Origin of the sequence: Bradyrhizobium rifense, from assembly GCF_008123425.1 — a bacterium.
Taxonomy (GTDB): domain Bacteria; phylum Pseudomonadota; class Alphaproteobacteria; order Rhizobiales; family Xanthobacteraceae; genus Bradyrhizobium; species Bradyrhizobium rifense.
On record NZ_VSSS01000040.1, the window covers coordinates 1 to 23,418 of the forward strand.

Below are 23,418 nucleotides of genomic sequence, written 5' to 3' on the forward strand. Positions count from 1 at the left end.
AGATGTGTATAAGAGACAGAAACACCGGCATTCTGCGATGATGGCGTCGTTCGCAAGCGAGGCTGACGATTGGCGCCGCCGCGATGTCCAAGCCACCCCTTTCAGATCCTCACGACCGCGCCACCTCCGACAGTACGGGCAACGCGCCGCGCGACGGCTTCGCCGATCTCGTGCCTGAGCTCAGCGTCTCGGACATCCAGGCCAGTCTGTCGTTCTGGCGAGACCTGCTTGGTTTCGAGATCGCCTATGACCGCCCTGCTGCGCGATTTGCCTATCTCGTCAGGGGACGCGTGCAGGTGATGCTGTGCGAATTGAACGGACGCTGGGAGACGGCCGAGATGCAACGGCCGTTCGGGCGCGGCATCAATTTCCAGATGGTCATCGACCACATCGCACCGATCCTGAGCGCGCTCGGCGAAGCGAAATGGCCGCTCTACGAACCGCCGAACGAGGCCTGGTATCGCGTCGGTGACCAGGACGTCGGGCAGCGTGAAGTCCTGGTCCAGGATCCCGATGGCTATCTGATCCGCCTCGTCGAACGCCTGGGGACACGCGCACCGTCGTCATCCCAAGAGCGCTAGGAGAGCGCCAGGGAGAACGCTAGGCGTTGGCGATGCTCTCGCCGGCCGTCTGCAATGGTGAAACTCCGAGCGTCTGCGACGGACGCTCGCCGAACATCGCAAGGTAGTACTGCGAGAACCGGCCGAGCTCGTAGAACCCCTGCTGCATGGCGACGGCTGCCACGGTGGTCGAGCCGGGCGCGCAGTCGCGCAGGATGGAATGAACCGCACAGAGCCGTTTGTGCCGCAGGAAGCTGACCGGGCCGAGGCCGAACACTTCCTGAAAGGCGCGGTGCAAGGTCCGCCGCGATACGCCAAGCGCCGCGCAAATCTCCGACACATGCACCGGGCGCGTGCCGGTCTCGTCGAGATAATCCTCGACCCTGCGGATCAGCCGTCGCGCCGACGGCAGCCAGCCTTCGTCGTCGGGCGGCAACGATGACATGACATTGGCCGCCATGCATTCAACGATCGATCGCTTCCAGAAATCGGAGGTCGACGGCGTCAGGCTTCCGTTGCACGTGCGCAGATGCGACATGATCCGGACCAGGCGGCGCGAGGCAATCGCACCGGTTTGGAGATCCGCCCGGAAATGACCACGGCTGCGCCAGGTGTCGGGATCGCTGAGCTGCGCTTCGCCACCGAATAGCGAAGTGACCTCGGCGAGGTCGAAGCGCATGGCGGCGTAAGCGGACGCACCGTGGAAAACGCCGTCATGCTCGAGCAACGGCGGTATCACGAGCACGTCGTTGAGCTGCATGTCGAACGACCAGTGCGCGACACGATCTTCGGCTGCGAGCAGCATCCCGATGATCAGCTTGTCGTCACTGGAAACGCGCTGTGTGCGCATGCCGACGTTGAAGGCGCCGATGCTGAGCGAAAAATCGTCGATACCGATATGCGACAACGTTCCGCGCAGCCGCCCGCGGCCGAGCTGCATCACATCGACATGCGAACCGTGAACGGCCTGATGAAGTCCTTCGAAACCGTCCAGCTTGCGCGAATCAACCAGAAGGAATTGCCCCATGGCTGTACCCTGTTACTGAAGGGCGACAATTCTGGGGCAATCAGCCTCAAAATACCACCACAACGCGAAGTGGGTGCGACAATCAGCCTTCGCGTTTTGAGACAAACGCTATCGAAATCAGGCACGCCAAACTCTCTGCATCGCACTGCAGTTTCAAGTCTTTTCGCGATGGGTCGCTAAGTCTCACCCATCCCTCCTGTGTACTGGCACAAACTGCACATCACAGCAGGCCAATCTTCCGATACCGTTTTCAACCTTAGCGTTATCGATCGATAGCGCTCTGCGGATAGCAGAGCGCACGCGGCAAGTATTTGCCGCGTGCTCGAAAGCGTGCGCGCGATGGGAAAGAGATGTTGACGCAATGAAGCGTCGTCCTCTCCTCAAAGCGCCCAAAAGAGGGGACCAGACAATGCGTCCAATGTACCGGGCAATGTGCCGTCGTCGACCTCTGCCAAAGTCTGCGCCGTAGCGTCAGGTGGACTACGTGTATCGGGGTCTCCACCATGCTGCGCGCGGATCTGGATCACTGCGAGTGGTTGCCGGATGATGTGAAGACCGGCGAGATGGTCTTCATTCCCGGCGGAACTTTTCGCATGGGATCCGACCATCATTATCCCGAGGAGGCGCCGAGCCATCGCGTCGCCGTCGACGGCTTCTGGATTGATCGCACGCCGGTCACCAACCGGCAGTTCAAGCAATTCGTCAACGCGACCGGCCATGTCACTGAAGCGCAGATCGTTCCTGATCCCAGGGATTATCCCGGCGCACTGAAGGAAATGCTTTACGCGGGATCGCTGGTGTTCTCGCCCCTGCCCCGCATCACCGATCTCACTGACTGGAGCCAGTGGTGGTCCTTCCTGCGCGGCGCCAACTGGCGCCACCCCTACGGCCCCGGAAGCAATATCAAAGGCCTCGACGACCATCCGGTCGTGCACGTCTCCTATAGCGATGCGACAGCCTATGCGCGCTGGGCCGGCAAGGATCTGCCGACCGAGGCTGAATGGGAGTTCGCCGCGCGTGGCGGCCTCGAGGCCGAAGAGTTCGCCTGGGGCGATGCACTGATGCCGGGCGGCAAGCACATGGCCAATATCTGGCAGGGAAACTTCCCCGTCCAGAACCTCGGCGAGGATGGGTATGAGCGTACCTCGCCGGTCATGGCCTTCCCGCCGAACGGCTACGGCCTCTATGACATGATCGGCAATGTCTGGGAGTGGACCTCCGATTGGTGGTCGGCCCGGCACACAGCCGACGCCGCAAAGCCCTGCTGCATCCCGAGCAATCCGCGTGGCGGCCGCGAGGACGCAAGCTTTGATCCATGTCAACCCAACATCCGCATCCCGCGCAAAGTCTTGAAGGGCGGCTCGCATCTCTGCGCCCCCAATTATTGCCGTCGCTATCGTCCCGCGGCCCGGCACGCCGAGCCGGTCGATACCTCAACCAGCCATGTCGGCTTCCGCTGCGTGATGCGGACGCCTCTCGTCGTTCACCGCGAACAAGAAGGATCTGCTGCAACATAGACATACTGACGGAGGCACAGCGCAGGTCCGATGACGGACGAGAAGACCAACAAGCGCACGATTCGCATCGGCTTCCAGACATCGATCATCACGGTGTTCGTGGCCGTGGTGCTGCTTGTCGGCCTGACCCTGGTCTATCTCAGTTTTGAGCGCGTGACCTCGATCACGCGAACCGCGGCGAGCGGCTTCATCGAGAAGGTGGCGCAGTTGGGCGCCGACCATGTCGACGAGCAGTTCAAGAACGTCCGGGACAATCTCGACATTCTCTCCGGCATCCCGTCGATCCAGGAAGCCGACATCGCCGACAATTCGCGGCTGTACAGCCTGATGGCGGCGATGCTGCGCAACAACCCGCAGCTGTTCAATCTCTATGTCGGCTATGAGGACGGCTCGTTCATCGAGATGGACGTGATCGACCGCGCCAAGCCGGCGTTCCGGGTGGGCCTGAAGGTCGAACAGGATGCAGCGTTCCGGCTGGTCGTGATCTCGCGCACGGGAGGAGCCACGCCGGTCACGCAATATCTGTCGGAGAACCTGATCCAGGTGGCCGAAGTCCCCGGCCCCACCGGCTACGACCCGCGGCAACGGCCCTGGTATGTCGAGGCGTTCAAGAACGACAAGACGCTGCTGACCGGGCCTTACGTGTTCTACGCCACCGGCGAGCCCGGCTACACGCTGCGAACGCCGCTGAAGGAAGGCCGCCGCGGCGTCGTCGCCGGCGACGTGCTGCTGAACCGGTTCGAGGACATGCTGGCGGCGCAGAAGCTCGGCCAATCGGGGCTCGCCTTCCTGTTCAACGATGCCGAGCGCATCGTCGGCCATCCCGAGATGACCCGCCTGATGGCCGAGATCCCGGAGCGGCAGGACGACCTGCCGCAGATCGGCGCGCTCAAGCTGCCAGAGCTCACCCCGATCATCCGTTCCTGGCGCGAAGGCGCTCCGGCGCAGCAATTCTTCGACGATGCCGCGGGCCGGATCTATGTCGCGGCGGTCCACCAGCTCGATACCACGGGCTCGGCCGTTGTCCGGCTCGCGCTGGTCGCCCCGCTCGACGAATTCTATGCCCGGATCATCAGCGAGCGCCGCACGCTGTTTGCGCTGGCGCTGGCCTTCGTCGGCGCCACGCTGCCGTTCGCGTTCTGGCTGGGCTCGCGGATGGCAGAGCCGCTGCGCAAGCTGGTCGAGGAGACCGACGCGATCCAGCGCTTCGACATCGCGGAACGGCCGCGCATCCATTCCGCCATCGCCGAGATCGAGGAGCTCGGCCGCTCGGTCTTCACCATGCGCAGCGTGGTCAGCAGCTTTGCCAGCTTCATTCCGCGCCCGATCGTGCGGCAGCTGATCGAGACGGGCTCCTCGCTCCGTCTGGGCGGCTCAAGGCGTCAGGTCACGGTGCTGTTCACTGATGTCGCCGACTTCACCGCCAAGACGGAGCTGGCCGATCCGTCGCAGGTGATGATCTACACCTCGCGCTATTTCGCGGCGCTGTCGGACGAGATCATGCGGCACCGGGGCACGGTCGACAAATATATCGGCGATGCCGTGATGGCGCTCTGGAATGCGCCGGCGGACGATCCCGATCATACCGTCAACGCCTGCCGCGCCATTCTCGCCTGCCTTGCGGCGAACGAGGCCCTCAACAAGGAATTTCGGCGCGAGGGCTGGCCGTCTTACGACACGCGCTACGGCCTGCATGTCGGCGACGCCGTGATCGGCAATGTCGGCTCGAGCGACCGGATGAACTACACCGCGCTCGGCGCCACCGTGAACCTGGCCTCGCGGCTGGAAGGCCTCAACAAGAACTACGGCACCCGCGTGCTGGTGAGCGCTGCCGTCCGCGCGCGCGTGGGCCATGCGTTCCTGTTCCGCAGCGTCGACAGCATCACGCCGAAGGGCTTTGCCGAGCCGATCGCGGTCAGCGAGCTCCGCGGCGAGCTTGCACAGGCGGGCGAGGCCGAGATCATCATGTGCCAGCGCTGGGACGAGGTCTTTGCGGCGATTGCGCAGGATGGCGCGGCCGACACCACGCTGGTCCGGCTCTCCGGCTTCCTGCACGACTATCCCAAGGACGCCATCGCGGAGTTTCACGCCCAGCGTTTTCGCGGCGCGGCCCGGAATGCGGGAGCAGCGGCATGAGCGCCCGCCCCTTCAGCCGACGGCGACTGCTACGCCATGGCGCGGCGCTGGCCGCGGCCTCGGTGCTCGGCATGCCCGCCCTCGCGCAGGCCCGGACAAAACTCCGGCTCGGCTATCTCCATGTGGTCGCCGTGGACGGGCACATCTGGACCGGGCTCGATCGCGGCTCGTTCGACCGCGAGGGCATCGATTTCGAACTGCACGCGTTCAACACCGGCCCTGAAGTGTTCGAGGCAATGATGCGGGGCGAACTCGACGTCGCATCGAGCGGCGGCGTGATCTCCAACTATCTGGCGCTCGGACGTGGTCGCGGCTTTCTCATCAACGACATCGAGGTCGCGACCGCGCAGCTCTGGGTCCGGCCGTCGCTCGGGGTCAACAAGCTGGCAGATCTCAGGGGCAAGCGGATCGCGACGACCATGAAGACGACCGCGCACATCTTTCTCGGCCGCGCGCTGCGCGCCAACAACATCGCTCCATCCGAGGTGGAGATCGTCAACGCCAGCATGCCCGATGCCGTCAAGGCGTTCATCGCCGGCGAGGTGCCGGCCGTCGCGCTCTGGGTGCCATTCAATATCGCCGTCCGCGAGGCGCTGCCCGACGCCGTGAAGCTGGTCGATGCCTCCGCCTTCTATCCGCAATCCGCCGTGCTCGGCGGCTGGGCCGCGCGGATGGATTATTACACAAGGAACAGGGACGTTCTGAGCCGGATCATCCGTGGCTGGATTGATGCGAACGACCACATGGTGCGCAACCCCGCTTCAGCCGCGGAGGCGCTCCAGGCTCACTACACGCCGTCGCGCCCTGCCGACATCGCGGAAGCCTTCAAGGCGCAAAAGCTCTACTCCGCGCGCGAATGGCGGCGGCTTTATGCTGACGGCACCGTGGTGAAATGGCTGCAGCAGGTCAGCGACTTCTTCATGACGGATGCCGGCATCACCGGCGCGCTGCACGCGTCGGACTATTTTGATACGCAGCTCTATCTGGCTGCGGTTGGATAGAGGCGCGGATCTAGACGAGCCCGGCCACAACGGCGTCGACGTCGATGCGCCCCTTGATCGACGCCGCTCCGCGATCCCTGAATTCGATCCATCCCTCGTTGAAACCATCCAGCATGCTGATGCGCGGCTGAGGGTTTTTCATGCCCTGCGAGCGAAACAGCGCCTCCCAGCTTTCGCGAGGGACAATTTCGACTCGAACCGGCTTGCCGAGCGCGCGGCCGAACGCGGCAGCAAGATCGTTCGGCGAGACCCGGCGCGGCCCTTCCAGTTCGACGATCCGCGTGCCGCGATGGCTCTCCTGGATAAGCTCGCCGGCGACGCGCCCCACGTCCCGTGTGGCAACCATCGGAAAAGGCTTGTCCACCGGTTGCAGGAAGCTGTAGATCACGCCGGCATCCCTGGCGGACGGCAGGTCCCAGAGCGCGTTTTCGATGAACCAGCCGGGATGCAGGATGGTCAGGGGCATCCCAAGCGCCTTCAGGGCATCTTCCATCATCGTCCGCTGCGAGAGCAGATTGTCCCGCGTGGCGTCGGCGCCGATCGTCGACAGGCAGAGCACACGCTCCGGCGCCGCGGCCTTCAGCGCGCTGACCACGCTGTCGATGACGCGCCGGGCTTCGGGATAACCGGGCTCAGGATCGAAGTCCGACGGCGGCAGGATGAAGGCAGCGGTCGCGCCGGTGAAGGCCTTTGTCAGCGCCGCGGCGTCCTCCATCTCGGCCAACGCCAGCTCGCAGCCCAGCCTGGCCCAGGCCTCGCCCTTGTTCGCGTCCCGGACCACCGCCCTCACCGGCGCGCCCTGCGCTAGAAGGTTTTTGGCGAGTTCGCCGCCGACTTTTCCGGTGATGCCAGTAATTGCGTACATGATGGCGCTTTCATTCGTTTTGTCATCGGGCGATGCCCGCGCGCATTCGATAGCTCCGAACCGAAGATTGCTGTGAGTGCCATTATGTCATAGGATTGGTGATCTCTACGCAACGGTGGTCCCCATGACCTTTGACGGCCGCATCATCTCCAATGTCGGCGTGCTCGCCGCGATCGTCGAAGGCGGAAGTTTTGCCCGAGCGGCGGATGCCCTCGGCCTGTCGCGCTCCGGCGTCAGCCGCGCCGTATCGCGGCTGGAGGCTCGCGTCGGCGTGCAACTGCTCGATCGGACCACGCGGGTCGTGTCCCTGACCGACGAGGGCCGGCGCTTCTATACGGGCGTTGCCCCGCTTCTGACCGGGATTGATGAGGTCGTGTCGTCGACCTCGAAATCCGCCGTGTCCGTGCGCGGCCGATTGCGGGTGAATGTCGACGCCTTCTTCTCCAGCCTGCTGCTCGCGCCGCACCTCAGCGAATTTCTGACACGCCACCCCGACTTGAAGCTCGACATCGTCGCGCGGGATCAGCTGGGGGATCTCATTGGCGACGGCTTCGACGTCGCCGTGCGATTTGGCGCACCGCCCGATTCATCGCTGGTTGCCAGGAAACTCCTGGAGACGCGTACCATCACGGTGGCGTCTCGCGGCTATCTCAAGCGTTACGGCAAGCCGGAGCATCCCCGCGATCTCGCACGCCATGCCTGCATCCAGGTGCGGGACTCGCTGACGGGCCAGCCGATCGACGCGTGGGTGTTCAGACAGGGCAACAAGCGAGAGCGGATCGCCATCTCCGGCAGCCTCATGGTGGCCGAATTCGGCACCATGCTGGGCGCCTGCGCGGGCGGCGTCGGGATCGCGCGCGTAAAGGCGATCGGCGTGCAACGCCTGCTGGAGCAAGGCACCCTCGTCGAGCTCTTGCCGGATTGGAGCGGCGACAGCTTTCCTCTCTATGCGCTCACCGCGTCCCGCCAGTTTCCCGCCGCCAAGGTGCGGGTGTTCGTCGACTTCATCCACGACCGGCTGAACGGGCGGAACACAACAGCAGACCGCAAATAGCGACATTCACCCGCAACGATCGTTCGTGCGAGCCAAAGGGAATAATCTCTTACCGAATTTTTCCCGAACGCACGTCTTCGCGCATTTCCGGCAAGTTTCGCCCGTTACAGGCAAGAGCATGCCCAGCAACTCTGTTAAGATGCATCCCGCATCACGTTCGCCAACGTGAGAGCGTGGGAATCCGCTGGATTTGGTCAACTCACGTTGCCTAATGTCGAGGAGAGACGCCATGAAGATCGTCGTGATCGGCGGAACCGGGCTGATCGGATCCAAGCTCGTAGCGAAACTCAAGCAGCAGGGCCATGAGGTCGTCGCGGCCTCGCCGAAGTCCGGCGTGAATGCCGTGACAGGGGAAGGCCTCACCACAGTGCTGGCCGGCGCGGATGTCGTCGTCGACGTCGCCAATTCACCATCCTGGGAGCCTGCCGCCGTGCTTGAATTCTTCGAGCGTTCGAGCAAGAACCTCGTCGCTGCCGAGGCCAAAGCTGGCGTCAAGCATCATGTCGCCCTGTCGATCGTGGGGACCGACCGCTCGCCCGACATCGCCTATTTCCGTGCCAAGCTCGCGCAGGAGACGGTCGTCAAGACTTCTTCGATCCCCTACTCGATCGTTCGCGCCACCCAATTCTTTGAATTCCTCGGCGCCATCGGCGAAGCGGGTGCGACTGGCGGCAAGGTCGTCGTCCCATCGGCACTGTTCCAACCGATCGCATCCGATGACGTGGTCGATTGCCTTGCCGAGGTTGCGACGGCGCGCCCACTGAATGGCACGATCGATCTCGCTGGTCCCGAGAAGGCTCCCTTCAACGAGTTCGTTGCGCGGCGCCTGAAGGCGGCCGGCGACAGCCGTCCGGTGATCGGAGACCCAACCGCGCAGTACTATGGCGCACCGATTGTCGACACGTCGCTCAACCCGCTGGGCGAGGCCCGGCTCGGGAAGACGCCGCTCGCAACGTGGCTCTCGACGATCTGAGGTGAGTATCCCGTCACGACAGCCACGAAGGGAATCCCATGCGTCAAATCCTGATTGCAACGACCGTGTGTGCCGCGTCTCTGCTGACGGCACATGCGGCCGAAACGCCGCCGACAGCTCCATTGGCCAAAATAACCATGGTGTTCGACCAGGCCCTGCCCAACGTCCCCGGCAAGAGCATGAAGGGTGTACTGGTCGAGTACGGTCCCGGAGGCTCGTCGCCGGCCCACATCCACGCGCCGTCGGCCTTCATCTATGCCACGGTCCTGGAAGGAGCGATCCGCAGTCAGGTCAATGACGGACCCGCAAAGGTCTTTCGCAAGGGCGAGAACTTCTCCGAAAGACCTGGCGACCGCCATGCCGTCAGCGCCAATGCCAGCGATACCGAGCCGGCGAAGCTGCTGGCTGTCTTCGTGGTGGATACGGCCGACAAGGACCTGACGATGCCGATGCCGAAATAGCGCGCCGTCGGCACGCGCCGGTCCGAGAGTGGCACGCACTATCCGCCATCCACGAACGCGACCGGCGTCCCTTTCGCGACGCTGGCTGCGACACGTTCGGCGTCCCAATTGGTGAGACGCACGCAACCATGCGATTGTCCCTTGGAGATATTTTGCGGCGACGGCGTGCCATGGATGCCATAGCCGTCGGCGGACAGGTTGATCCACATCGTGCCGACGGGATTGTTCGGGCCGGGCCTGATCTTGAACGGTCTTCGGGAATGAACACCCTTGAAGTGATAGGCGGGATTGTAACGATAGATTGGATTGGGATCGATCTCGGTGACCTTCAGCGTGCCCGAAGGTGACGGCTTCTCCTCGCTGCCGACACTCGCCGGATAGAAACCGATCAGCGCATTCGACTTGTCGAACAGTTTTACGGTTTGCCGCTTCTTGTCGATCTCGACCCTGTCGGCCTTGACAGGCACAGCGCTTCGACCGTCGCTCGTGTCGACGACGGCGATGGTCTCACCGGCGCGGTCGAAGTGGCGCCCAGGGTTGAGCGTCGCCAGCAGCTGCTCGCTCATGTGAAACTTCTCGGCCAGTGCCTCGCGCGGACTGGCGTAGCCGAGCTCGGGAATGTTCTTCATGTCCTCCATCCTTGAAGGAAGCTTGTGCAGGAACGGGCCTGCGACGTCCTTGTCGGTGATTGTGTAGGTCGCCATCGGCGGTCGGCCATCCGCCTGCAGCGCCTTCCAGACGTCATCCGTCAATTCATCCGAGCTCGGCAATTGCCGCGCCTCCGCATAGGCGCGCAGCGCCTTCTTTGCGTTCTCGCCGAATTTGCCGTCGATCTCGCCCGGCGAGAAATGCGCGCGGTCCAGCAGGACCTGCAGGCGCACGCCCGCCGGGGTCGGCTTCTCGTTCGACAGGGTCTTCTTCGAGGGCTCGGCGGAACCGATCGAGGCCGCGTCCATCCCGGCGGCGAACGCCGGTGCGGCCGCCACGGCAAGGAGCGCGGCAGCGAAAGCAATCCTCATTGCCGCGCGTCGCGGCCCCTTCGTGATCATGGTCCAGCTCCGAGTGGAGACATTCGTCGGATTGGCAACTCGATTGATCGCGGAAGTTTCCAGTTTTTCCTGAAAAGCGCCCCGGCCCGGATTAGCCGCCCGGCCGCGCCGCCATCTCCGCCGCCAGCAGCACCGCGGCGCGGCTCGCGCCGGTGGATGCGACGCCCTGCCCGGCGATGTCATAGGCGGTGCCTTGGGCGGGCGTGCAGATCGGAAACGGGAAGCCGCCGAGCAAGGTGACGCCACGATCGAACCCCATCAGCTTCATCGCGATCTGGCCCTGGTCGTGGTACATCGTCAGCACCGCATCGAAGGCGCCGGCCTTCGCGCGCAGGAACACGGTGTCGGCCGGAAACGGCCCCTCCACGGCGATGCCCTCGCGCTGGCCGGCCGCGACCACCGGTGCAATGACATCGATCTCCTCGCGGCCGAAATTGCCGCCGTCGCCGGCGTGCGGATTGAGTCCTGCGACCGCAATGCGCGGCCGCGCGAAGCCGGCGTTGCGCATGCAGGCATCGGTCAGTGTGAGCGCACGATGGATGCGCTCGCTGGAGAGCTTCGCAGCCACATCCCTCAGCGGAATGTGCGAGGTGACCCGCGCGTTCCAGAGCTCGCCCAGCACGTTGAACTCGCTGGCCGGCGTCTTGAGACCGGCGACCTCCGCGGAGAACGCGATCTCGTCGTCATAGTCGGCGCGGGCATACCGCATCGCCTGCTTGTTGAACGGCGTAAAGCAGACGGCGTCGACGCGGCCGTCGCGGGCGAGCTCGAGCGCGTGGCGGTAGTTGGCCAGCGCGAACTTGCCGCCGGCAAGGGTCGCGGTTTTCGGCTGGACGTCCCTGGGATCGAGATGGCCGAGATCGACGAACAGCGCATCGCCTTTCGCCGCGCGAAAGTCGGCGCTGCTCTCCACCGTCGTCAACTGCGGCGCGACGCCGGCGACGCGCGCGCCCTCGTCGAAGATGCGACGGTCGCCGATCACCACGAGCCGGGCACGATTGCGGACGTCGTCCAACGCCACGAGCTTCGCTGTCAGCTCCGGGCTGATGCCGGCGGGATCTCCCATTGCGAGCGCAATGAACGGCTTTGCGGTCATATGATCACCTTTTCCTGGGCTGTTGTCTCGGGTGCGGGCAAAGCGGGCTTGCGCCAGAGGCCCACGAACTGGAGCACGAGCGGAAGCAGCAGCAGCGCGATACCGCCCACCACCAGGCACGTCACCAGCTTGTTGGCAAAGAAGATCCCGAGCGATCCCTTGGACATCAGCATCGATTGCCGGAACGCATCCTCGGCCTTGTCGCCGATGACGATGGCGAGCACCAGCGGCGCCAGCGGATAGAACAGTTTTTTGAAGAGATAGCCGACAATGCCGAAGCCGAGCATCATGACGACGTCGAGATAGGAGTTCGACACCGAATAGGCGCCGACGACGCAGATGATCACGATCAGCGGCGCGATGATCACGAAGGGAATTCGCATCAGGGCGGCAAAGACCGGCACGGTGAGCAGCACGAGCACAACCGCGACGATGTTGCCGACATACATCGAGGCGATCAGGCCCCAGACAAAGTCTTTCTGGTCGACGAACAGCATCGGCCCGGGATTGAGGCCCCAGATCATCAGCCCGCCCATCATCACGGCCGCGGTGGCCGAGCCGGGAATGCCGAGCGAAAGCATCGGCAACAGCGCGCTGGTGCCGGCGGCATGATCGGCGGTCTCCGGCGAGATGATGCCTTCGACCTCGCCCGTGCCGAAATAGCGGCCGCGGCGCGAGAAGCGGCGGGCGATGCCGTAGCTCATGAAGGACGCCGCGGTCGGGCCGCCTGGTGTGATCCCCATCCAGCAGCCGATCGCCGCGCTCCGCAGCAGTGCAACGCTATGCCGCGGCAGGCGGCCGACCGCACGGAACACCTCGCGCCAGTCGATCTTCGAGGAGACGGCGCGGGCGTGAAATTCTTCTTCGACCGCGACCAGGAGCTCGCCGATGCCGAACAGACCCATCACCGCGACGACGAAATTCACGCCCTTGACCAGCTCGTCGATGCCCATGGTGAGGCGCACGCTGCCGGAGACGGTGTCGATGCCGATGGCGGCGATGGCAAAGCCGATCGCGAGCGCCACCACGGTCTTGATCGGCGCCGCGCCGCCCATGCCGACGAAGCTCGCGAAAGCCAGGAAATAGACCGCAAAGTATTCCGCCGGTCCGAAGGCGAGCGCAACCTGCGCCACCCATGACGCCAGGAAAGTGATCAGGATGACGCCGACGAGCGCGCCAAACGCCGCCGAGCCGAAGGCGGTGGCGAGCGCCGTGGTCGGTCGGCCGTCCCGCGCCATCGGATAGCCGTCGAAGGTGGTCGCGACCGAAGACGGCTCGCCCGGAATGTTGAACAGGATCGAGGTTACCGATCCCCCGAACAGCGCGCCCCAATACATGCTGGAGAGCAGGATGATCGCCGACACCGGCTGCATGCCGAAGGTCAGCGGCAGCAGCAGCGACACCCCGTTCGGCGCACCCAGCCCCGGCAGCACGCCGACGAGAATGCCGAGCAGAACGCCCACGGCCATCAAGGCCAGATGCGGCACGGTGACCGCGATGGTGAAGCCGTGGAGGAGTTCCTGGAGATTATCCATCGCCCGCTCCCCCTAGAATCCGAGCGCGGCGGCGAGCGCGCCGTGTGGCAGGCTGACCTGGAACAGGCGCTCAAACACGACGTAGAGCGCGAGCGCGGTCGCGGCCGCCGTCACCGCCGAACGCACCACGGATTGATGACGGGGGATCGCGAGCACCGCGAAGACATAGGCTGCCGACGCCAGATACATCCCGAGCAGCGGGATGGCGGCAACGAAGATCGCGGCCGGCACGAACAGGCCCGCCAACCGCCGCAGCTCAATGGACGTGATCGCGATGGGCACGCTGGCCAGCGAAACGGCCGGCACGATGCCGCGCGCCAAATTGTAGAGGCTGCCGGCGACGATGATGATGCCGGTCAGAAACGGAAATGTGCCGGAATCCACCCCCGCGCTTGACCAGCCGATGCCGTTGTCCAGGCTCTGGACCACCACCGCAACACCAAAACTACCGGTGAGGATGGCGGTTGCAAGTTCAAGGGCGCGTCGCGAGATCATCGAAGGCTCCGGTCGAGTTGCGGACCCAACATTCGACGTCGTCCCGGCAAAGGAGTTTGAGGCGCGCCCTGACTCACTTGACCAGCCAGCCCTGCTCGCTTGCAACCTGCCTGAGGTGCTCAAGATCCTCCTTGATGAATTTGTCGAAGTCCGCACCAGTGAGGAATGTGTCGATCTGCGAGCTCTTGTCGATGTAGTCCTTCCACTCCGGTGTCGCCTGCACCTTCTTCATGAGATCGACATAGTAGGCGGCCTGCTCCGGCGTGACCTTGCCGGGCAGCCAGACCGTCCGCGGCTGCTCATATTGCTTGATGTCGAGGCCCTGTTCGGCACAGGTCGGCACGTCGCCCCAACCTTCGCTTGCCGTGACCTTGGCGCCTTGTGGCAGTCGCTTCGGACTGAAGACACACAGCGGGCGTTGCGTGCCGCCGCGCCATTGCCCAATGCTTTCGCTGGGATTGTTGACGTGAGAGTCGAGGTGTCCGCCGGCGAGCTGCACGGCCGTTTCGGCACCGCTCTTGAAGGGGATGTAGGTCAGCTTCACATGGCCGGCCTTCTCGATCATGCGCGTCAGGACCTCGTCGGTGTCCTTGGACTGCGCGCCACCCATCTTGAAGTCTCCCGTTGCGGCCGCCTTCAGATAGTCGCCCGCCGTCTTGTAGGGCGAGTCCTGCTTGACCCAGAGCAGGAATTCATCCTGCGCCATGGCCGCGATCGGGGTCAGATCGGTGTAGTTGAAGGCGACCTTGGAGACGAGCGGCTGCTGCCACGCATTCGAGGTGCCGAAGATCACCTTGTAGGGATCGCCGGCAGAGGCCTTGCCGTAGACATAGCCTTCCGCACCGCTGCCGCCGGCCTTGTTGACGACGACGATCGGCTGGTCCGTCAGCTTGTACTTGGTGATGATGTTCTGCACCGCGCGGGCGATGTTGTCGGTGCCGCCGCCTGGGCCGGCGGTCGCCACGAACTCGATCGGCTTTTGCGGCTGCCAGGCAGCGCACGCCGGCGCGCTGCCTGAGACAACAGCCGCACTGACGGACAACAAGAATAGCGACGTCCCACGCATGATTTCCTCCAACTGATTTTTTCTGTTTTGTTTGATCAGTCGTCTCGACGTCCGTTCAGGCGACGCGTGCGCTGCGCTCCCTGGATGCCGAGACGATTGCGCCTTCTTTTTCGAGCGCTTCGATTTGCTTGTCGTCGAACCCGTGTTCGGCCAGCACCTCGCGCGTATGTTCGCCATAGACGGGAGCGCCGGACAGGACCTTGCCCGGCGTTTCCGAGAACTTGACCGGCAACCCGATCGTCTTGACCGGGCCCAGCGTGGAATGCTCGACCTCGACGACCATCTCGCGCGCCAGCGTCTGCGGATCGCTGAGCGCCTCCAGCATGTCGTGCACGGGGCCGCAGGGCACGCCCTTCTCGTCGAGTGCCGCCAGCCAATGCGCGCGCGGCCGGGTGCGGAAGCGTTCGCTCAGGACGGCTTCGAGTTCCTTCAAATTCGCCATGCGATCGGCGCCGGTGACGAAGCGCGGATCGGCCGCGAGCTCGCTCGCGCCGAGCGCTTCGAGCATCAACAGCCAGTGCTTTTTGTTCGCGCCGCCGACCACGAGCCAGTCGTCGGAGGCTTCAAACGCCTGGTAAGGCGCGTTCAGCGGATGGGCCGAACCCATCGCGCGCGGCGCCGTGCCCGCGGCGAGCGCGATGGTCGATTGCCAATAGGTCTGCACCAGCGCCGCCTCGTAGAGCGAGGTCTCGACCCACTGCCCCTCGCCGGTCTTGAGACGGTGGGTATAGGCCGCAAGGATACCCATGCTCGCAAGCAGGCCGGCGGTGATGTCCGACAGCGGCGGGCCGCATTTCACCGGCGGGCCATCGGGGCGTTCGCCGGTAAAGCTCATGATGCCGCTCATGGCCTGCGCGACCAGGTCAAAACCGCGACGGTGCTTGTAGGGACCGGTGCGACCGAAGCCCGACAGCGAGCAGTAAATCAGCGCCGGAAATTTTCCGTGCAACGCTTCATAGCCAAACCCAAGGCGCTCCATCGCGCCCGGCGCAAAATTCTCGACCAGCACGTCAGCGTCCGCGATCAGCCGCCGCAGCACCTCCTTGCCCCCGTCGGTCTTCAGATCCAGCACGATGCCGCGCTTGTTGCGGTTCATCATCAGGAACGAGGCCGCCTCGTCGCCGATCTTGGGCGGCACGGAATGGCGGGTATCGTCGCCGTTCGGAGATTTCTCGATCTTGATGACGTCGGCACCCATGTCGGCGAGCATCAGGGTGCAGGTCGGCCCCGCCATGACATGGGTAAGATCGATGACCTTGAGGCCGGCGAGCGGGCCTGCGCGGCGTGAGCCAGATTGCGATCGATCGCTTTGCATCAGGGGGCGCCCTATTGACCGCGCCACTGCGGGGCGCGCTTGTTGAGGAAAGCATCGAGCCCTTCACGAAAATCCTGGCTCGTGTAGCACATCAGGATGAGGTCTTCGCCCTCGTCCCGCGTCAGCCTCTTTTGCAGGCGGGCCACCGCCTGCTTGGTCGCGTTGAGGGTCAGCGGCGCATGGCTGGCAACAAGGCGCGCGACCTCATCGGCGCGCTTGTCGAGCGCTGGAAGATCGTCGACGACCTCGCCGAGCAGCCCGACCTGGGCTGCCTCCGCCGCATCGACCAGACGTGCCGTGAAGATCAAATCCTTGACCCGTGCAGCCCCGATCAGCGCGGTGAGACGGCTGACATTGGACATCGACAGGCAATTGCCGAGCGTGCGGGCAATGGGAAAGCCGATTTTTGTGCTGCGTGTGCCGATACGCAGATCGCACGCTGCGGCAATGCCCGCCCCGCCGCCGGTGCAAAAGCCGTTGATCGCAGCGATGGTCGGCACCCGGCATTGCTCGAGCGTGGTCAGCACACGGTCGATCCGGTTCTCGTAGTCGATGGAGTCCTGCGGCGTTTTGAATTCGCGGAACTGGTTGATGTCGGTGCCCGAGGCGAAGGCCTTGTCGCCGGCCCCGCGCAGCACCAGCACCTTAATGGAGCGATCGTCATTGGCCTGCTCGCAAATAGCGGCGAGCCGCTCGTACATGGCGAAGGTGAAGGCGTTGCGCGCCTGCGGGCGGTTGAAGGTGATCTGCCCGATGCCGTCTCTGCATTCAAAAACGAGGTCGTCCGCCGCTACGGCCTGGTCCATTTCCTCGATCCTTCCTGTTTTTTGTATTTTTGAATGCAAAATTTGGAATTTACAAGATATAATTACTGCTACATCCTATATTGGAACCTTTTTGCATTCAAAAAGAGATATCGCATGCTGCATGAGGAGGTTGTCGGCCGCATTCGCGACATTCTGCTCGACGGCGAGATCCCGCCAGGCGCGCGGATCCCCGAGCGCGAACTATGCGAGCGGCTCGAGATCTCGCGCACGCCGCTGCGCGAAGCGCTCAAGGTGCTCGCTGCCGAGGGCCTCGTGCAACTCCTGCCCCATCGCGGGTCGCGTGCAGCAAAACTGACTGACAAGGACATGCGCGATCTCTTCGAGGTCTGCCAGGGCCTCGAAGCATTGGCAGGCGAGCTCGCCTGCGAGCGCATCACCGATCGTGAGATCGCAGAGATCGCGGCTGCGCACGCCGCGATGGTGCAGCATTATCGCGAGGGCGATCTGATCCAGTACTATCGTGGCAACCGCACCATCCACGAGGGGATCGTCAATGCGGCCGGCAATCCCGTGCTGACCGGGCTCTATGCATCGGTGACCGCGCGCATCCGCCGCGCCCGCTACGTCACGCCGATGACGCCGCAGCGCTGGGCGTTCGCCGTCAGCGAGCACGAAGCGATCCTCAACGCGCTCCAGCGCCGTGACGGCGCCGGCCTCTCCCACATTTTGCGCGCGCATCTGCGGCACAAGCGGGAAGAGGTTTTGCAGGCGGGATTTGCGGAGGCGGACGGGAGCGAGTTCACGCTGAAGATTGCGTGAGACTTGTCACGCGACCCGCCCGCCCCCCCGGGCGCCCCCCTTCCCGGCTGCCTCCTCCGCGACAAGCAGGACGCTTGCCTCGCGCAACCACCGGGAGCATGATCGGGCCAGTCGTGCCGAAGATCGAGACCCCGTGAGGTGAACCGTGAATCTTCCGCAGGGACCAGACCTTCTGATCGAACTCGATGCGTACCGGAACGTCCGGGAGCTGCGCCATTTGCAGACACCTGCGAAGGGCGAGTCCGGCCAATCCGCCAAGCAGGCCGCCCTCGCCTACCTGCAGGATGCTGGTGTGCATCGTCATCTGTTGCCTATCAACGATGACGACTGGCAGCACCTCGAACGTACCATCAACGACGACGGACCGACGAGAGCCGGTGGTTTCAGATTTCGATGGGTGGCCCCTCGCGAACTGAAACGGAATTCGACCATCGAGACCTCGATCGTCTGGGTCCAGCAGACGGCTCCACTGGCAGCCTCCGATTTTGTCCCCGATGTCCTGGGCGGCAGCATACGGCTGGTGGTCCATCACCACGGCGCGATCCCACTGATCACCAGCGCGCGATCGACGACGATCGAGAACGCACAATTGTCGATCGCTCCTGAGTTCATCGAGCGAACATTTCGCCGCCGGGTCCTGGAACCGGCATGGGCAGACTTCCTTCCTCGCGATCTGACCGAGAGCCTTCTGGCTCCCTTGCTTGGCCTTTCCGACGACAAGGCCGGCATCGGAGACGCGCGGCTTGTCGCCTATCGCCTGCGCAAGCGCAGTGCCGTCTATGGCGGCACGCTGGGCGTCGCGGTCAGTGCAACTGCATTCCTGTCCGTGGCAGGCGAGGAGATCGCGCATCGGGTTCTCCTCGATCCTTTCGAGAACGAACTCTTGCGCAAGGCGCCAATCGCGTCGGCATGCGCCGGATACGCCTTTCTCAGCGATCCCGACAGCAAGACCGGAGCTTTCGAGCTGCGTCCCGATACCGGAGCCGACTTGCTCGATCCCGAGCGCGATCCGGTCGCACTGCTCGACCTTGATCACGCCCCGGGCGGCCGCCGCAAGCTCTCCGGTCCGCGCGTTCAAGTGCTGACGCCGGCGGCGCTGGGTGCCGACTACGATCCACCTGTGCAGCGACCGCCTTTCGCGTTCTCGGCGCGCACCAACGCGTTCGCTGCGGTCAGCGCCTATTGTCATTGCGATTCCATGATGCTGCTGGTCGAGCAGTTCGGGTTCACGAACGCCGACTACTTCGCCAAGATCAGGCGGCCTTTGGTCGTCGAGCACAGGGCCAAGATGCTGGCGGGCTCCGGCGCGCGCGACGGCCGCGGCATCAATGCCTATGTGACACCGTTCCGCTCCGATCCGGTCGGGCCGCCCTGGGACGCCCGGATGCTGTTCGGGCTCGCCGATTTCGCCGACACCTGGAGAAATCCGCTCGGACTCGTCGCAGATGTGCGCTTCGTCTGGCACGAATTCTGCCACGTGATGATCCTTGCCGCGACGGGATCGACGGAATTCGATTTCGCCCATAGCGCCGGCGATGCGCTTGCGGCGATCATGGACGATCCATCCTCCAGGCTGGTCAAGCTCGACGACGATGCATGTCGCGGCGTGACCTTCCCCTTCGTTCAACTGCCGCTCCGGCGTCATGATCGCAAGGTCGAGGACGGCTGGGGATGGAACGGAACGCTCTATGAGCGCCCCAATCCCACCTACGGGTTGCGCGATCCGGCCGGATACAATGCGGAGCAGATCCTCTCAAGCACCCTGTTCCGTCTCTATTGCGCGCTGGGCGGGGATGCTCGCCGCACCAACGCGGCAGGTGTTGTCGAGCCGGACGTCGAACGCCGCCGGGCTGCGGCCTATTATTGCGCGTACCTCATCGTGAGCGCGATCGGCTCGCTCGGCTGCGTCCAGACAGAACCGACCAGCGAAGCAAGCCAATTCGCCACGGCGCTCATGGAGGCCGACGTCGGCACCTCAGAAGTCGACGACGACGGAACGCCCCGGCTCGGTGGAATGGTGCACAAGGTCGTGCGCTGGGCGTTCGAACAGCAGGGCCTGTACCAGATCGCATCGAACAGCCCACGCAATGAACCGGGACGCCCGCCGGCGGTCGATATCTATATCGACGACGGCCGCGCCGGGGGCTACGGCTACAGCAACAGCGGCTGGCACGCTCTGCCGGGGGCGGTGTGGGTCCGCCCCAATCCCGATGCCGGCACCGCGGACACACAGCCGACGCCGGGACAGCCCAACTACGTCTACGTCAGTCTGCGCAATCGAGGCGATGATGCGGCGATAGCGGCATCGGTGGATGTTTTCGCCGCCACCGACTCTCACGCCGATACTTGGCAGCCCCAAGCGGGCTATTGGCACAAGCTGCCACCGAACAACGCCCCACAGACCGCTCCAAGCGGAGGCTCCTACACATTCGGCCCGTTCGAGTGGACTCCACAAGCAGGCACCAGGAATGCGCTGCTGGTCCGCACCACCGTTGCCGGCGACCGCAGCAACATCGACGACGACTCCCCGCTGCGCTGCGCCACCGGCCCGACGCCGGTGGAAGATCTCGTCCGCAGCGACAACAACCTCGGTTACCGGGAGTGGCGCCTTCCATAGGGCGTCCGCTACGGCGGGGGAAAGCCCGGGAACGGTTCATTCGTAAGTGGCGCGACCGTATTTGGCGTGACCGATGCGGCCCACTCCGCCACCACAGCGTCGAATAGATGACCGGTCTCCGGACATCGGGTCCGGTCCTTGATCAGGTCCACGCAAGCACGGGCAATGACTTTGCCGGCGGCGCTGTCGCTCGGATAGTGCACGCCCGCGCGCTCGCGGTTGAATGCGACCCGGCTGGCAAGCCATTCGAGCTGATCCGTCCAATGCGGCAGCACCTCGGCGAGCAGGTACGACATCAGCCAGCTCTGGAGCGAATGGCCGCTCGGGAACGAGGCATGGGCTGGCGGGCCGAACGCCGGCAGGAGACCGGGACATATGAACGAGGGCCGCGGCCGCTTGTACTTCTTCTTATAGTAGACCGCGACGACCTGACCGATGCGAACGGCAAGGTTCATGAGCACCAGCGTGTAATAGTGAGCGCGGTTGTTGACCGCCAGCATGCTCACCCAGTAGCCGGGCGCATTGTCGTGCTGAAAGACGATCTCGCCCATATACCGCTCGCGGTCGATCTGCATGAGCTGCTGGAGGTGATGAAGCTCGGCATTGATGAATCCGGTCGGGTTTGCACTGCCCTGCTGCCAGCCCAGCAAATCGGGGGTATGCCCGGCGAGATTGACCTGTTTCCAGCCGGGGCCGCAGTTCTCCATGAACTCGGTGAGGAAGAGCAAGCAGAGCACGTCGGGATCCCAGGGTCCGATCCTGCCCTGCCAGTCCCCCGATGGCAGTGTCTGCGGAGGGAAGCTTGGCGCGCAGTTCGGGCCGAGGTCGAATTGCAGGGTCAGGGGCCGGAAGCTGAGCTCGGCCGGGGTGGCTCCGAAGGCCATCCCCATACCCATCCCCATACCCATGCCCATCCCCATTCCCATACCCATACCCATTCCCATTCCCATGCCCATTCCCATGTCATCCTCCAGAGCTTGTTCTGCGGGAACTTGTTTGTTGACGGCTAGCAGACGTCGCGGCGCAACTCGTCTCGCTGTTAGCGAGGCAGCCCAGCTTCAATCAATCGTTCGGCAAGCAGAGCGCGACGCGCCGGCTGCTTGATCGGGTACCAGCTGCAATATTTTTCGACCGAGAATGACGGATCGATCCGCATGTGCGCGGCGCCCACCTCGCGCGCCCGCTCGAGCGAACCGGCGGCGACAAGGCTTGCCGCAAGCAGTCGCAAATTGGCGACAAACTGAGGAGCCCCCGCCATGACCTTCGTGCCCCAGTGCACGGCCTCATCGAAGGTCTCGTTGGTGTAGTGCGCGTTGGTGAGCGCCGATTGATAGAAATAGGCGTACGGATCGAGCGGTGACAACGATATCCCGTACGATGCGCGTGCCACAGCACGCGGCCCGTCACCGAGATAGCAGTATGTCGACGCGCTCAAGGACCAGGCGATTGCGGAATTCGGCGTTCCGCCGATCGCGCGGTCAAAGGCATCGATGGCGCGGTCATACGCGGCGAAGAGAAAGGAGTTGATATGGCCGAAGATGGCCAGCGCCATGGGATCCGACGGCTCGAATTCGAGCGCACGCGATGCAAGCCTGAGAGCTTCGCGGGAGTCGGCCTTGAAGTCGGTCGTATGCCCTTCGCCGATGTGCAGGATGTACCACTTTGCCATCAGCGCGTAGGCCCCCGCATAATGGGGGTCATGGTCGAGCGCACGCTCGAACAGGGTTCGTGCCACCTGCATGTCGTCATAACCAAGACGATAGAGGCGGTACATGCCCTGCAAGACCAGGTCGTAGGCGTTCATGCTCTGCGGAATCTTGCGCTCGGCATGCTTCAGTTCGGATATGTGGATGTGCGGCAGGAGCGCATATGCGATGTTTGTCGCGATTTTCTCCTGCACGTCGAACAACTGGCTGATCGACGCGTCATATTGGTTGGTCCACAGCATGGACTTCGTATCGACATCGATCAGCTGCACCCGCATCCGCAACAACTCGCCGCTGCGCGTGAGCGTCCCCGTGACGAGATATCGCACGCCCAGGTGATGGCAGACGCTGGCAGCGTCGATGGTCGGGTCGGTGAAACCGAGCGTCGACGTGCTGGACACGACGAACAGATCGCGGATTCCCGCCAGTGACGCCACGATATCGTGGACGATGCCCTGCGCCAGATAGGCATCTGCCGCTTCGAGACCGAGCATCTGCAACGGCAGGACCGCCACGGACGGCTTCAACGCATGAGCCACCGAGATTGTCGGAGCTCGCAGCTCGTGATGCGCGATCTTGAGTGCCCGGATGCGCCGCTCGATATTCTTGAGCGTCAGGAACCCCAGCTCTGCGGCCTGATAGCGCAGATGATCCTTCACCTGATCGTGGATCGCCCCCGAAATCACGATCCCGCCCGGGCCCGCGAATTCCTGAAGCCGGGCCGCAATATTGATGCCGTCCCCGTAGATATCGTCGCGCTCGGCTATGATGTCGCCGACATTGGCCGACATCCGCAGTTGCAGCGGGTTGCCCCCGTCCGATGACGATTTCTCCAAATGGAGCTGCGTGCCGAGCGCGAAGTTGATCGCGTCCAGCGGGCTCTTGAATTCCAGGAGAAGCCCGTCGCCGGTGCTTTTGATGACCTCGCCGCCGTTTGAGGCGACGCGCGGCTCGATCACGTCCGTTCGCATCGACATCCATCGTCGATGCGTGCCTTCCTCATCGCCTCCCATCAACCGGGAATATCCGACGACATCGATGAAGACAGCAGCAGCAGTACGCCTCTTCGGCCGGGTCTGATCCGAGCCGTTGTCCGGGGACCTGTTGTCGACACTGATCATCATGACAGGCACAACAACTGCTGGGCGGCCACAGTGAGTGTGGCGCCGAGAGATTGTAGCAGACAGGGGCTGCCGGGCAAATGTAAGGCCTGCACATCGACTGGGCAGAAATTGCGGTTACGCTAATTGAATTGCACAATTAAAGCGTGCGTATCTATAAAACCTCGTTCAAGAAGGGAATGGAAACACTGGGCTCTTTTCCAAGATGCGAAGGCGCGTCCAACGGAATACCGAGAGC

Annotated in this window: 20 protein-coding genes; 9 read left to right on the plus strand and 11 right to left on the minus strand. The window is 63.8% G+C overall.

Annotation, left to right across the window (positions count from 1 at the left end):
* The first annotated feature begins 83 nt into the window (after nucleotides 1-83).
* Nucleotides 84-581 (plus strand): bleomycin resistance protein, encoded by a 498-nt coding sequence (locus FXB40_RS25760; RefSeq protein WP_148774956.1) that lies wholly within the window; start codon nucleotides 84-86, stop codon nucleotides 579-581.
* A gap of 19 nt (nucleotides 582-600) precedes the next feature.
* Here the strand turns inward: FXB40_RS25760 and FXB40_RS25765 are convergent, their stop codons facing one another.
* Nucleotides 601-1,587: a helix-turn-helix domain-containing protein gene (locus FXB40_RS25765; protein WP_148774957.1), complete on the minus strand. Its 987-nt coding sequence runs from the start codon at nucleotides 1,585-1,587 to the stop codon at nucleotides 601-603.
* Nucleotides 1,588-2,090: 503 nt separating this feature from the next.
* Between FXB40_RS25765 and FXB40_RS25770 the strand changes: the two genes are divergently transcribed.
* The 3 genes from FXB40_RS25770 to FXB40_RS25780 are packed head-to-tail and all read left to right on the plus strand — an operon-like array spanning nucleotide 2,091 to nucleotide 6,241.
* Nucleotides 2,091-3,104: a formylglycine-generating enzyme family protein gene (locus tag FXB40_RS25770; protein WP_148774958.1), complete on the plus strand. Its 1,014-nt coding sequence runs from the start codon at nucleotides 2,091-2,093 to the stop codon at nucleotides 3,102-3,104.
* A 30-nt stretch (nucleotides 3,105-3,134) separates the two neighbouring features.
* Nucleotides 3,135-5,240 (plus strand): adenylate/guanylate cyclase domain-containing protein, encoded by a 2,106-nt coding sequence (locus tag FXB40_RS25775; protein WP_148774959.1) that lies wholly within the window; start codon nucleotides 3,135-3,137, stop codon nucleotides 5,238-5,240.
* Entirely contained in the window at nucleotides 5,237-6,241 is a 1,005-nt protein-coding gene (locus FXB40_RS25780; protein ID WP_148774960.1) for an ABC transporter substrate-binding protein, read from the plus strand. The genes FXB40_RS25775 and FXB40_RS25780 overlap by 4 nt, the downstream gene beginning before the upstream one ends.
* Nucleotides 6,242-6,251: 10 nt before the next feature.
* On the opposite strand, the gene FXB40_RS25785 is transcribed toward FXB40_RS25780, so the two are convergent.
* Nucleotides 6,252-7,106, minus strand: a complete 855-nt coding sequence (locus tag FXB40_RS25785; RefSeq protein ID WP_148774961.1) for an NmrA family NAD(P)-binding protein — start codon at nucleotides 7,104-7,106, stop codon at nucleotides 6,252-6,254.
* Nucleotides 7,107-7,230: 124 nt separating this feature from the next.
* Here FXB40_RS25785 and FXB40_RS25790 point away from each other — a divergent pair, with 124 nt between their 5' ends.
* The 3 genes from FXB40_RS25790 (at nucleotide 7,231) to FXB40_RS25800 (ending at nucleotide 9,594) form a co-directional block, all read left to right on the plus strand.
* Complete coding sequence (locus FXB40_RS25790; protein WP_148774962.1) at nucleotides 7,231-8,160, plus strand: LysR family transcriptional regulator; 930 nt, start codon at nucleotides 7,231-7,233, stop codon at nucleotides 8,158-8,160.
* Between the two features lie 229 nt (nucleotides 8,161-8,389).
* Nucleotides 8,390-9,133: an SDR family oxidoreductase gene (locus tag FXB40_RS25795; RefSeq protein WP_148774963.1), complete on the plus strand. Its 744-nt coding sequence runs from the start codon at nucleotides 8,390-8,392 to the stop codon at nucleotides 9,131-9,133.
* A 38-nt stretch (nucleotides 9,134-9,171) separates the two neighbouring features.
* Complete coding sequence (locus FXB40_RS25800) at nucleotides 9,172-9,594, plus strand: cupin domain-containing protein (RefSeq protein WP_148774964.1); 423 nt, start codon at nucleotides 9,172-9,174, stop codon at nucleotides 9,592-9,594.
* Nucleotides 9,595-9,632: 38 nt separating this feature from the next.
* On the opposite strand, the gene FXB40_RS25805 is transcribed toward FXB40_RS25800, so the two are convergent.
* The 7 genes from FXB40_RS25805 to FXB40_RS25835 form a co-directional block, all read right to left on the minus strand.
* Nucleotides 9,633-10,613 carry a L,D-transpeptidase family protein gene (locus FXB40_RS25805; protein ID WP_246207950.1) on the minus strand — a complete coding sequence of 327 codons (981 nt, stop codon included), beginning with the start codon at nucleotides 10,611-10,613 and terminating at the stop codon, nucleotides 9,633-9,635.
* 121 nt (nucleotides 10,614-10,734) lie between these two features.
* Nucleotides 10,735-11,739, minus strand: a complete 1,005-nt coding sequence (locus tag FXB40_RS25810) for a 4-hydroxythreonine-4-phosphate dehydrogenase PdxA (protein ID WP_148774966.1) — start codon at nucleotides 11,737-11,739, stop codon at nucleotides 10,735-10,737.
* The gene (locus FXB40_RS25815) at nucleotides 11,736-13,274 is read right to left on the minus strand and encodes a tripartite tricarboxylate transporter permease (RefSeq protein WP_148774967.1); all 1,539 of its coding nucleotides are present in this window, start codon (nucleotides 13,272-13,274) and stop codon (nucleotides 11,736-11,738) included. The genes FXB40_RS25810 and FXB40_RS25815 overlap by 4 nt, the downstream gene beginning before the upstream one ends.
* 12 nt (nucleotides 13,275-13,286) lie before the next feature.
* Complete coding sequence (locus FXB40_RS25820) at nucleotides 13,287-13,769, minus strand: tripartite tricarboxylate transporter TctB family protein (RefSeq protein WP_148774968.1); 483 nt, start codon at nucleotides 13,767-13,769, stop codon at nucleotides 13,287-13,289.
* 73 nt (nucleotides 13,770-13,842) lie between these two features.
* Entirely contained in the window at nucleotides 13,843-14,835 is a 993-nt protein-coding gene (locus FXB40_RS25825; protein ID WP_148774969.1) for a Bug family tripartite tricarboxylate transporter substrate binding protein, read from the minus strand.
* Nucleotides 14,836-14,890: 55 nt separating this feature from the next.
* Entirely contained in the window at nucleotides 14,891-16,150 is a 1,260-nt protein-coding gene (locus FXB40_RS25830; protein ID WP_148774970.1) for a CaiB/BaiF CoA transferase family protein, read from the minus strand.
* An 11-nt stretch (nucleotides 16,151-16,161) separates the two neighbouring features.
* A complete protein-coding gene (locus tag FXB40_RS25835) occupies nucleotides 16,162-16,956 on the minus strand; it encodes an enoyl-CoA hydratase/isomerase family protein (protein ID WP_148774971.1) in 795 nt (264 codons plus the stop codon).
* Between the two features lie 114 nt (nucleotides 16,957-17,070).
* Between FXB40_RS25835 and FXB40_RS25840 the strand changes: the two genes are divergently transcribed.
* Both FXB40_RS25840 and FXB40_RS25845 read left to right on the plus strand, forming a co-directional pair.
* Complete coding sequence (locus FXB40_RS25840) at nucleotides 17,071-17,736, plus strand: GntR family transcriptional regulator (RefSeq protein ID WP_187437138.1); 666 nt, start codon at nucleotides 17,071-17,073, stop codon at nucleotides 17,734-17,736.
* 145 nt (nucleotides 17,737-17,881) lie between these two features.
* A complete protein-coding gene (locus FXB40_RS25845; RefSeq protein WP_148774973.1) occupies nucleotides 17,882-20,353 on the plus strand; it encodes a hypothetical protein in 2,472 nt (823 codons plus the stop codon).
* An 8-nt stretch (nucleotides 20,354-20,361) separates the two neighbouring features.
* Here the strand turns inward: FXB40_RS25845 and FXB40_RS48120 are convergent, their stop codons facing one another.
* Both FXB40_RS48120 and FXB40_RS25855 read right to left on the minus strand, forming a co-directional pair.
* Nucleotides 20,362-21,315, minus strand: coding sequence for a phosphatase PAP2 family protein (locus tag FXB40_RS48120; RefSeq protein ID WP_187437139.1), 954 nt, complete (start codon nucleotides 21,313-21,315; stop codon nucleotides 20,362-20,364).
* Nucleotides 21,316-21,392: 77 nt separating this feature from the next.
* Complete coding sequence (locus FXB40_RS25855; protein ID WP_148774974.1) at nucleotides 21,393-23,183, minus strand: adenylate/guanylate cyclase domain-containing protein; 1,791 nt, start codon at nucleotides 23,181-23,183, stop codon at nucleotides 21,393-21,395.
* Nucleotides 23,184-23,418 lie beyond the last annotated feature (235 nt).

Excerpts from the sequence above, each read along its gene's own strand:
- FXB40_RS48120 (WP_187437139.1), bottom strand. The coding sequence starts at position 21,315 with ATGGGAATGGGCATGGGAATGGGAATGGGTATGGGTATGGGAATGGGG.
- FXB40_RS25805 (WP_246207950.1), bottom strand. The coding sequence starts at position 10,613 with ATGAGGATTGCTTTCGCTGCCGCGCTCCTTGCCGTGGCGGCCGCACCG.
- FXB40_RS25780 (WP_148774960.1), top strand. The coding sequence starts at position 5,237 with ATGAGCGCCCGCCCCTTCAGCCGACGGCGACTGCTACGCCATGGCGCG.
- FXB40_RS25825 (WP_148774969.1), bottom strand. The coding sequence starts at position 14,835 with ATGCGTGGGACGTCGCTATTCTTGTTGTCCGTCAGTGCGGCTGTTGTC.
- FXB40_RS25840 (WP_187437138.1), top strand. The coding sequence starts at position 17,071 with ATGCTGCATGAGGAGGTTGTCGGCCGCATTCGCGACATTCTGCTCGAC.
- FXB40_RS25855 (WP_148774974.1), bottom strand. The coding sequence starts at position 23,183 with ATGATGATCAGTGTCGACAACAGGTCCCCGGACAACGGCTCGGATCAG.
- FXB40_RS25795 (WP_148774963.1), top strand. The coding sequence starts at position 8,390 with ATGAAGATCGTCGTGATCGGCGGAACCGGGCTGATCGGATCCAAGCTC.
- FXB40_RS25790 (WP_148774962.1), top strand. The coding sequence starts at position 7,231 with ATGACCTTTGACGGCCGCATCATCTCCAATGTCGGCGTGCTCGCCGCG.
- FXB40_RS25785 (WP_148774961.1), bottom strand. The coding sequence starts at position 7,106 with ATGTACGCAATTACTGGCATCACCGGAAAAGTCGGCGGCGAACTCGCC.
- FXB40_RS25775 (WP_148774959.1), top strand. The coding sequence starts at position 3,135 with ATGACGGACGAGAAGACCAACAAGCGCACGATTCGCATCGGCTTCCAG.
- FXB40_RS25810 (WP_148774966.1), bottom strand. The coding sequence starts at position 11,739 with ATGACCGCAAAGCCGTTCATTGCGCTCGCAATGGGAGATCCCGCCGGC.
- FXB40_RS25760 (WP_148774956.1), top strand. The coding sequence starts at position 84 with ATGTCCAAGCCACCCCTTTCAGATCCTCACGACCGCGCCACCTCCGAC.
- FXB40_RS25815 (WP_148774967.1), bottom strand. The coding sequence starts at position 13,274 with ATGGATAATCTCCAGGAACTCCTCCACGGCTTCACCATCGCGGTCACC.
- FXB40_RS25765 (WP_148774957.1), bottom strand. The coding sequence starts at position 1,587 with ATGGGGCAATTCCTTCTGGTTGATTCGCGCAAGCTGGACGGTTTCGAA.
- FXB40_RS25770 (WP_148774958.1), top strand. The coding sequence starts at position 2,091 with ATGCTGCGCGCGGATCTGGATCACTGCGAGTGGTTGCCGGATGATGTG.
- FXB40_RS25820 (WP_148774968.1), bottom strand. The coding sequence starts at position 13,769 with ATGATCTCGCGACGCGCCCTTGAACTTGCAACCGCCATCCTCACCGGT.
- FXB40_RS25835 (WP_148774971.1), bottom strand. The coding sequence starts at position 16,956 with ATGGACCAGGCCGTAGCGGCGGACGACCTCGTTTTTGAATGCAGAGAC.
- FXB40_RS25830 (WP_148774970.1), bottom strand. The coding sequence starts at position 16,150 with ATGCAAAGCGATCGATCGCAATCTGGCTCACGCCGCGCAGGCCCGCTC.
- FXB40_RS25800 (WP_148774964.1), top strand. The coding sequence starts at position 9,172 with ATGCGTCAAATCCTGATTGCAACGACCGTGTGTGCCGCGTCTCTGCTG.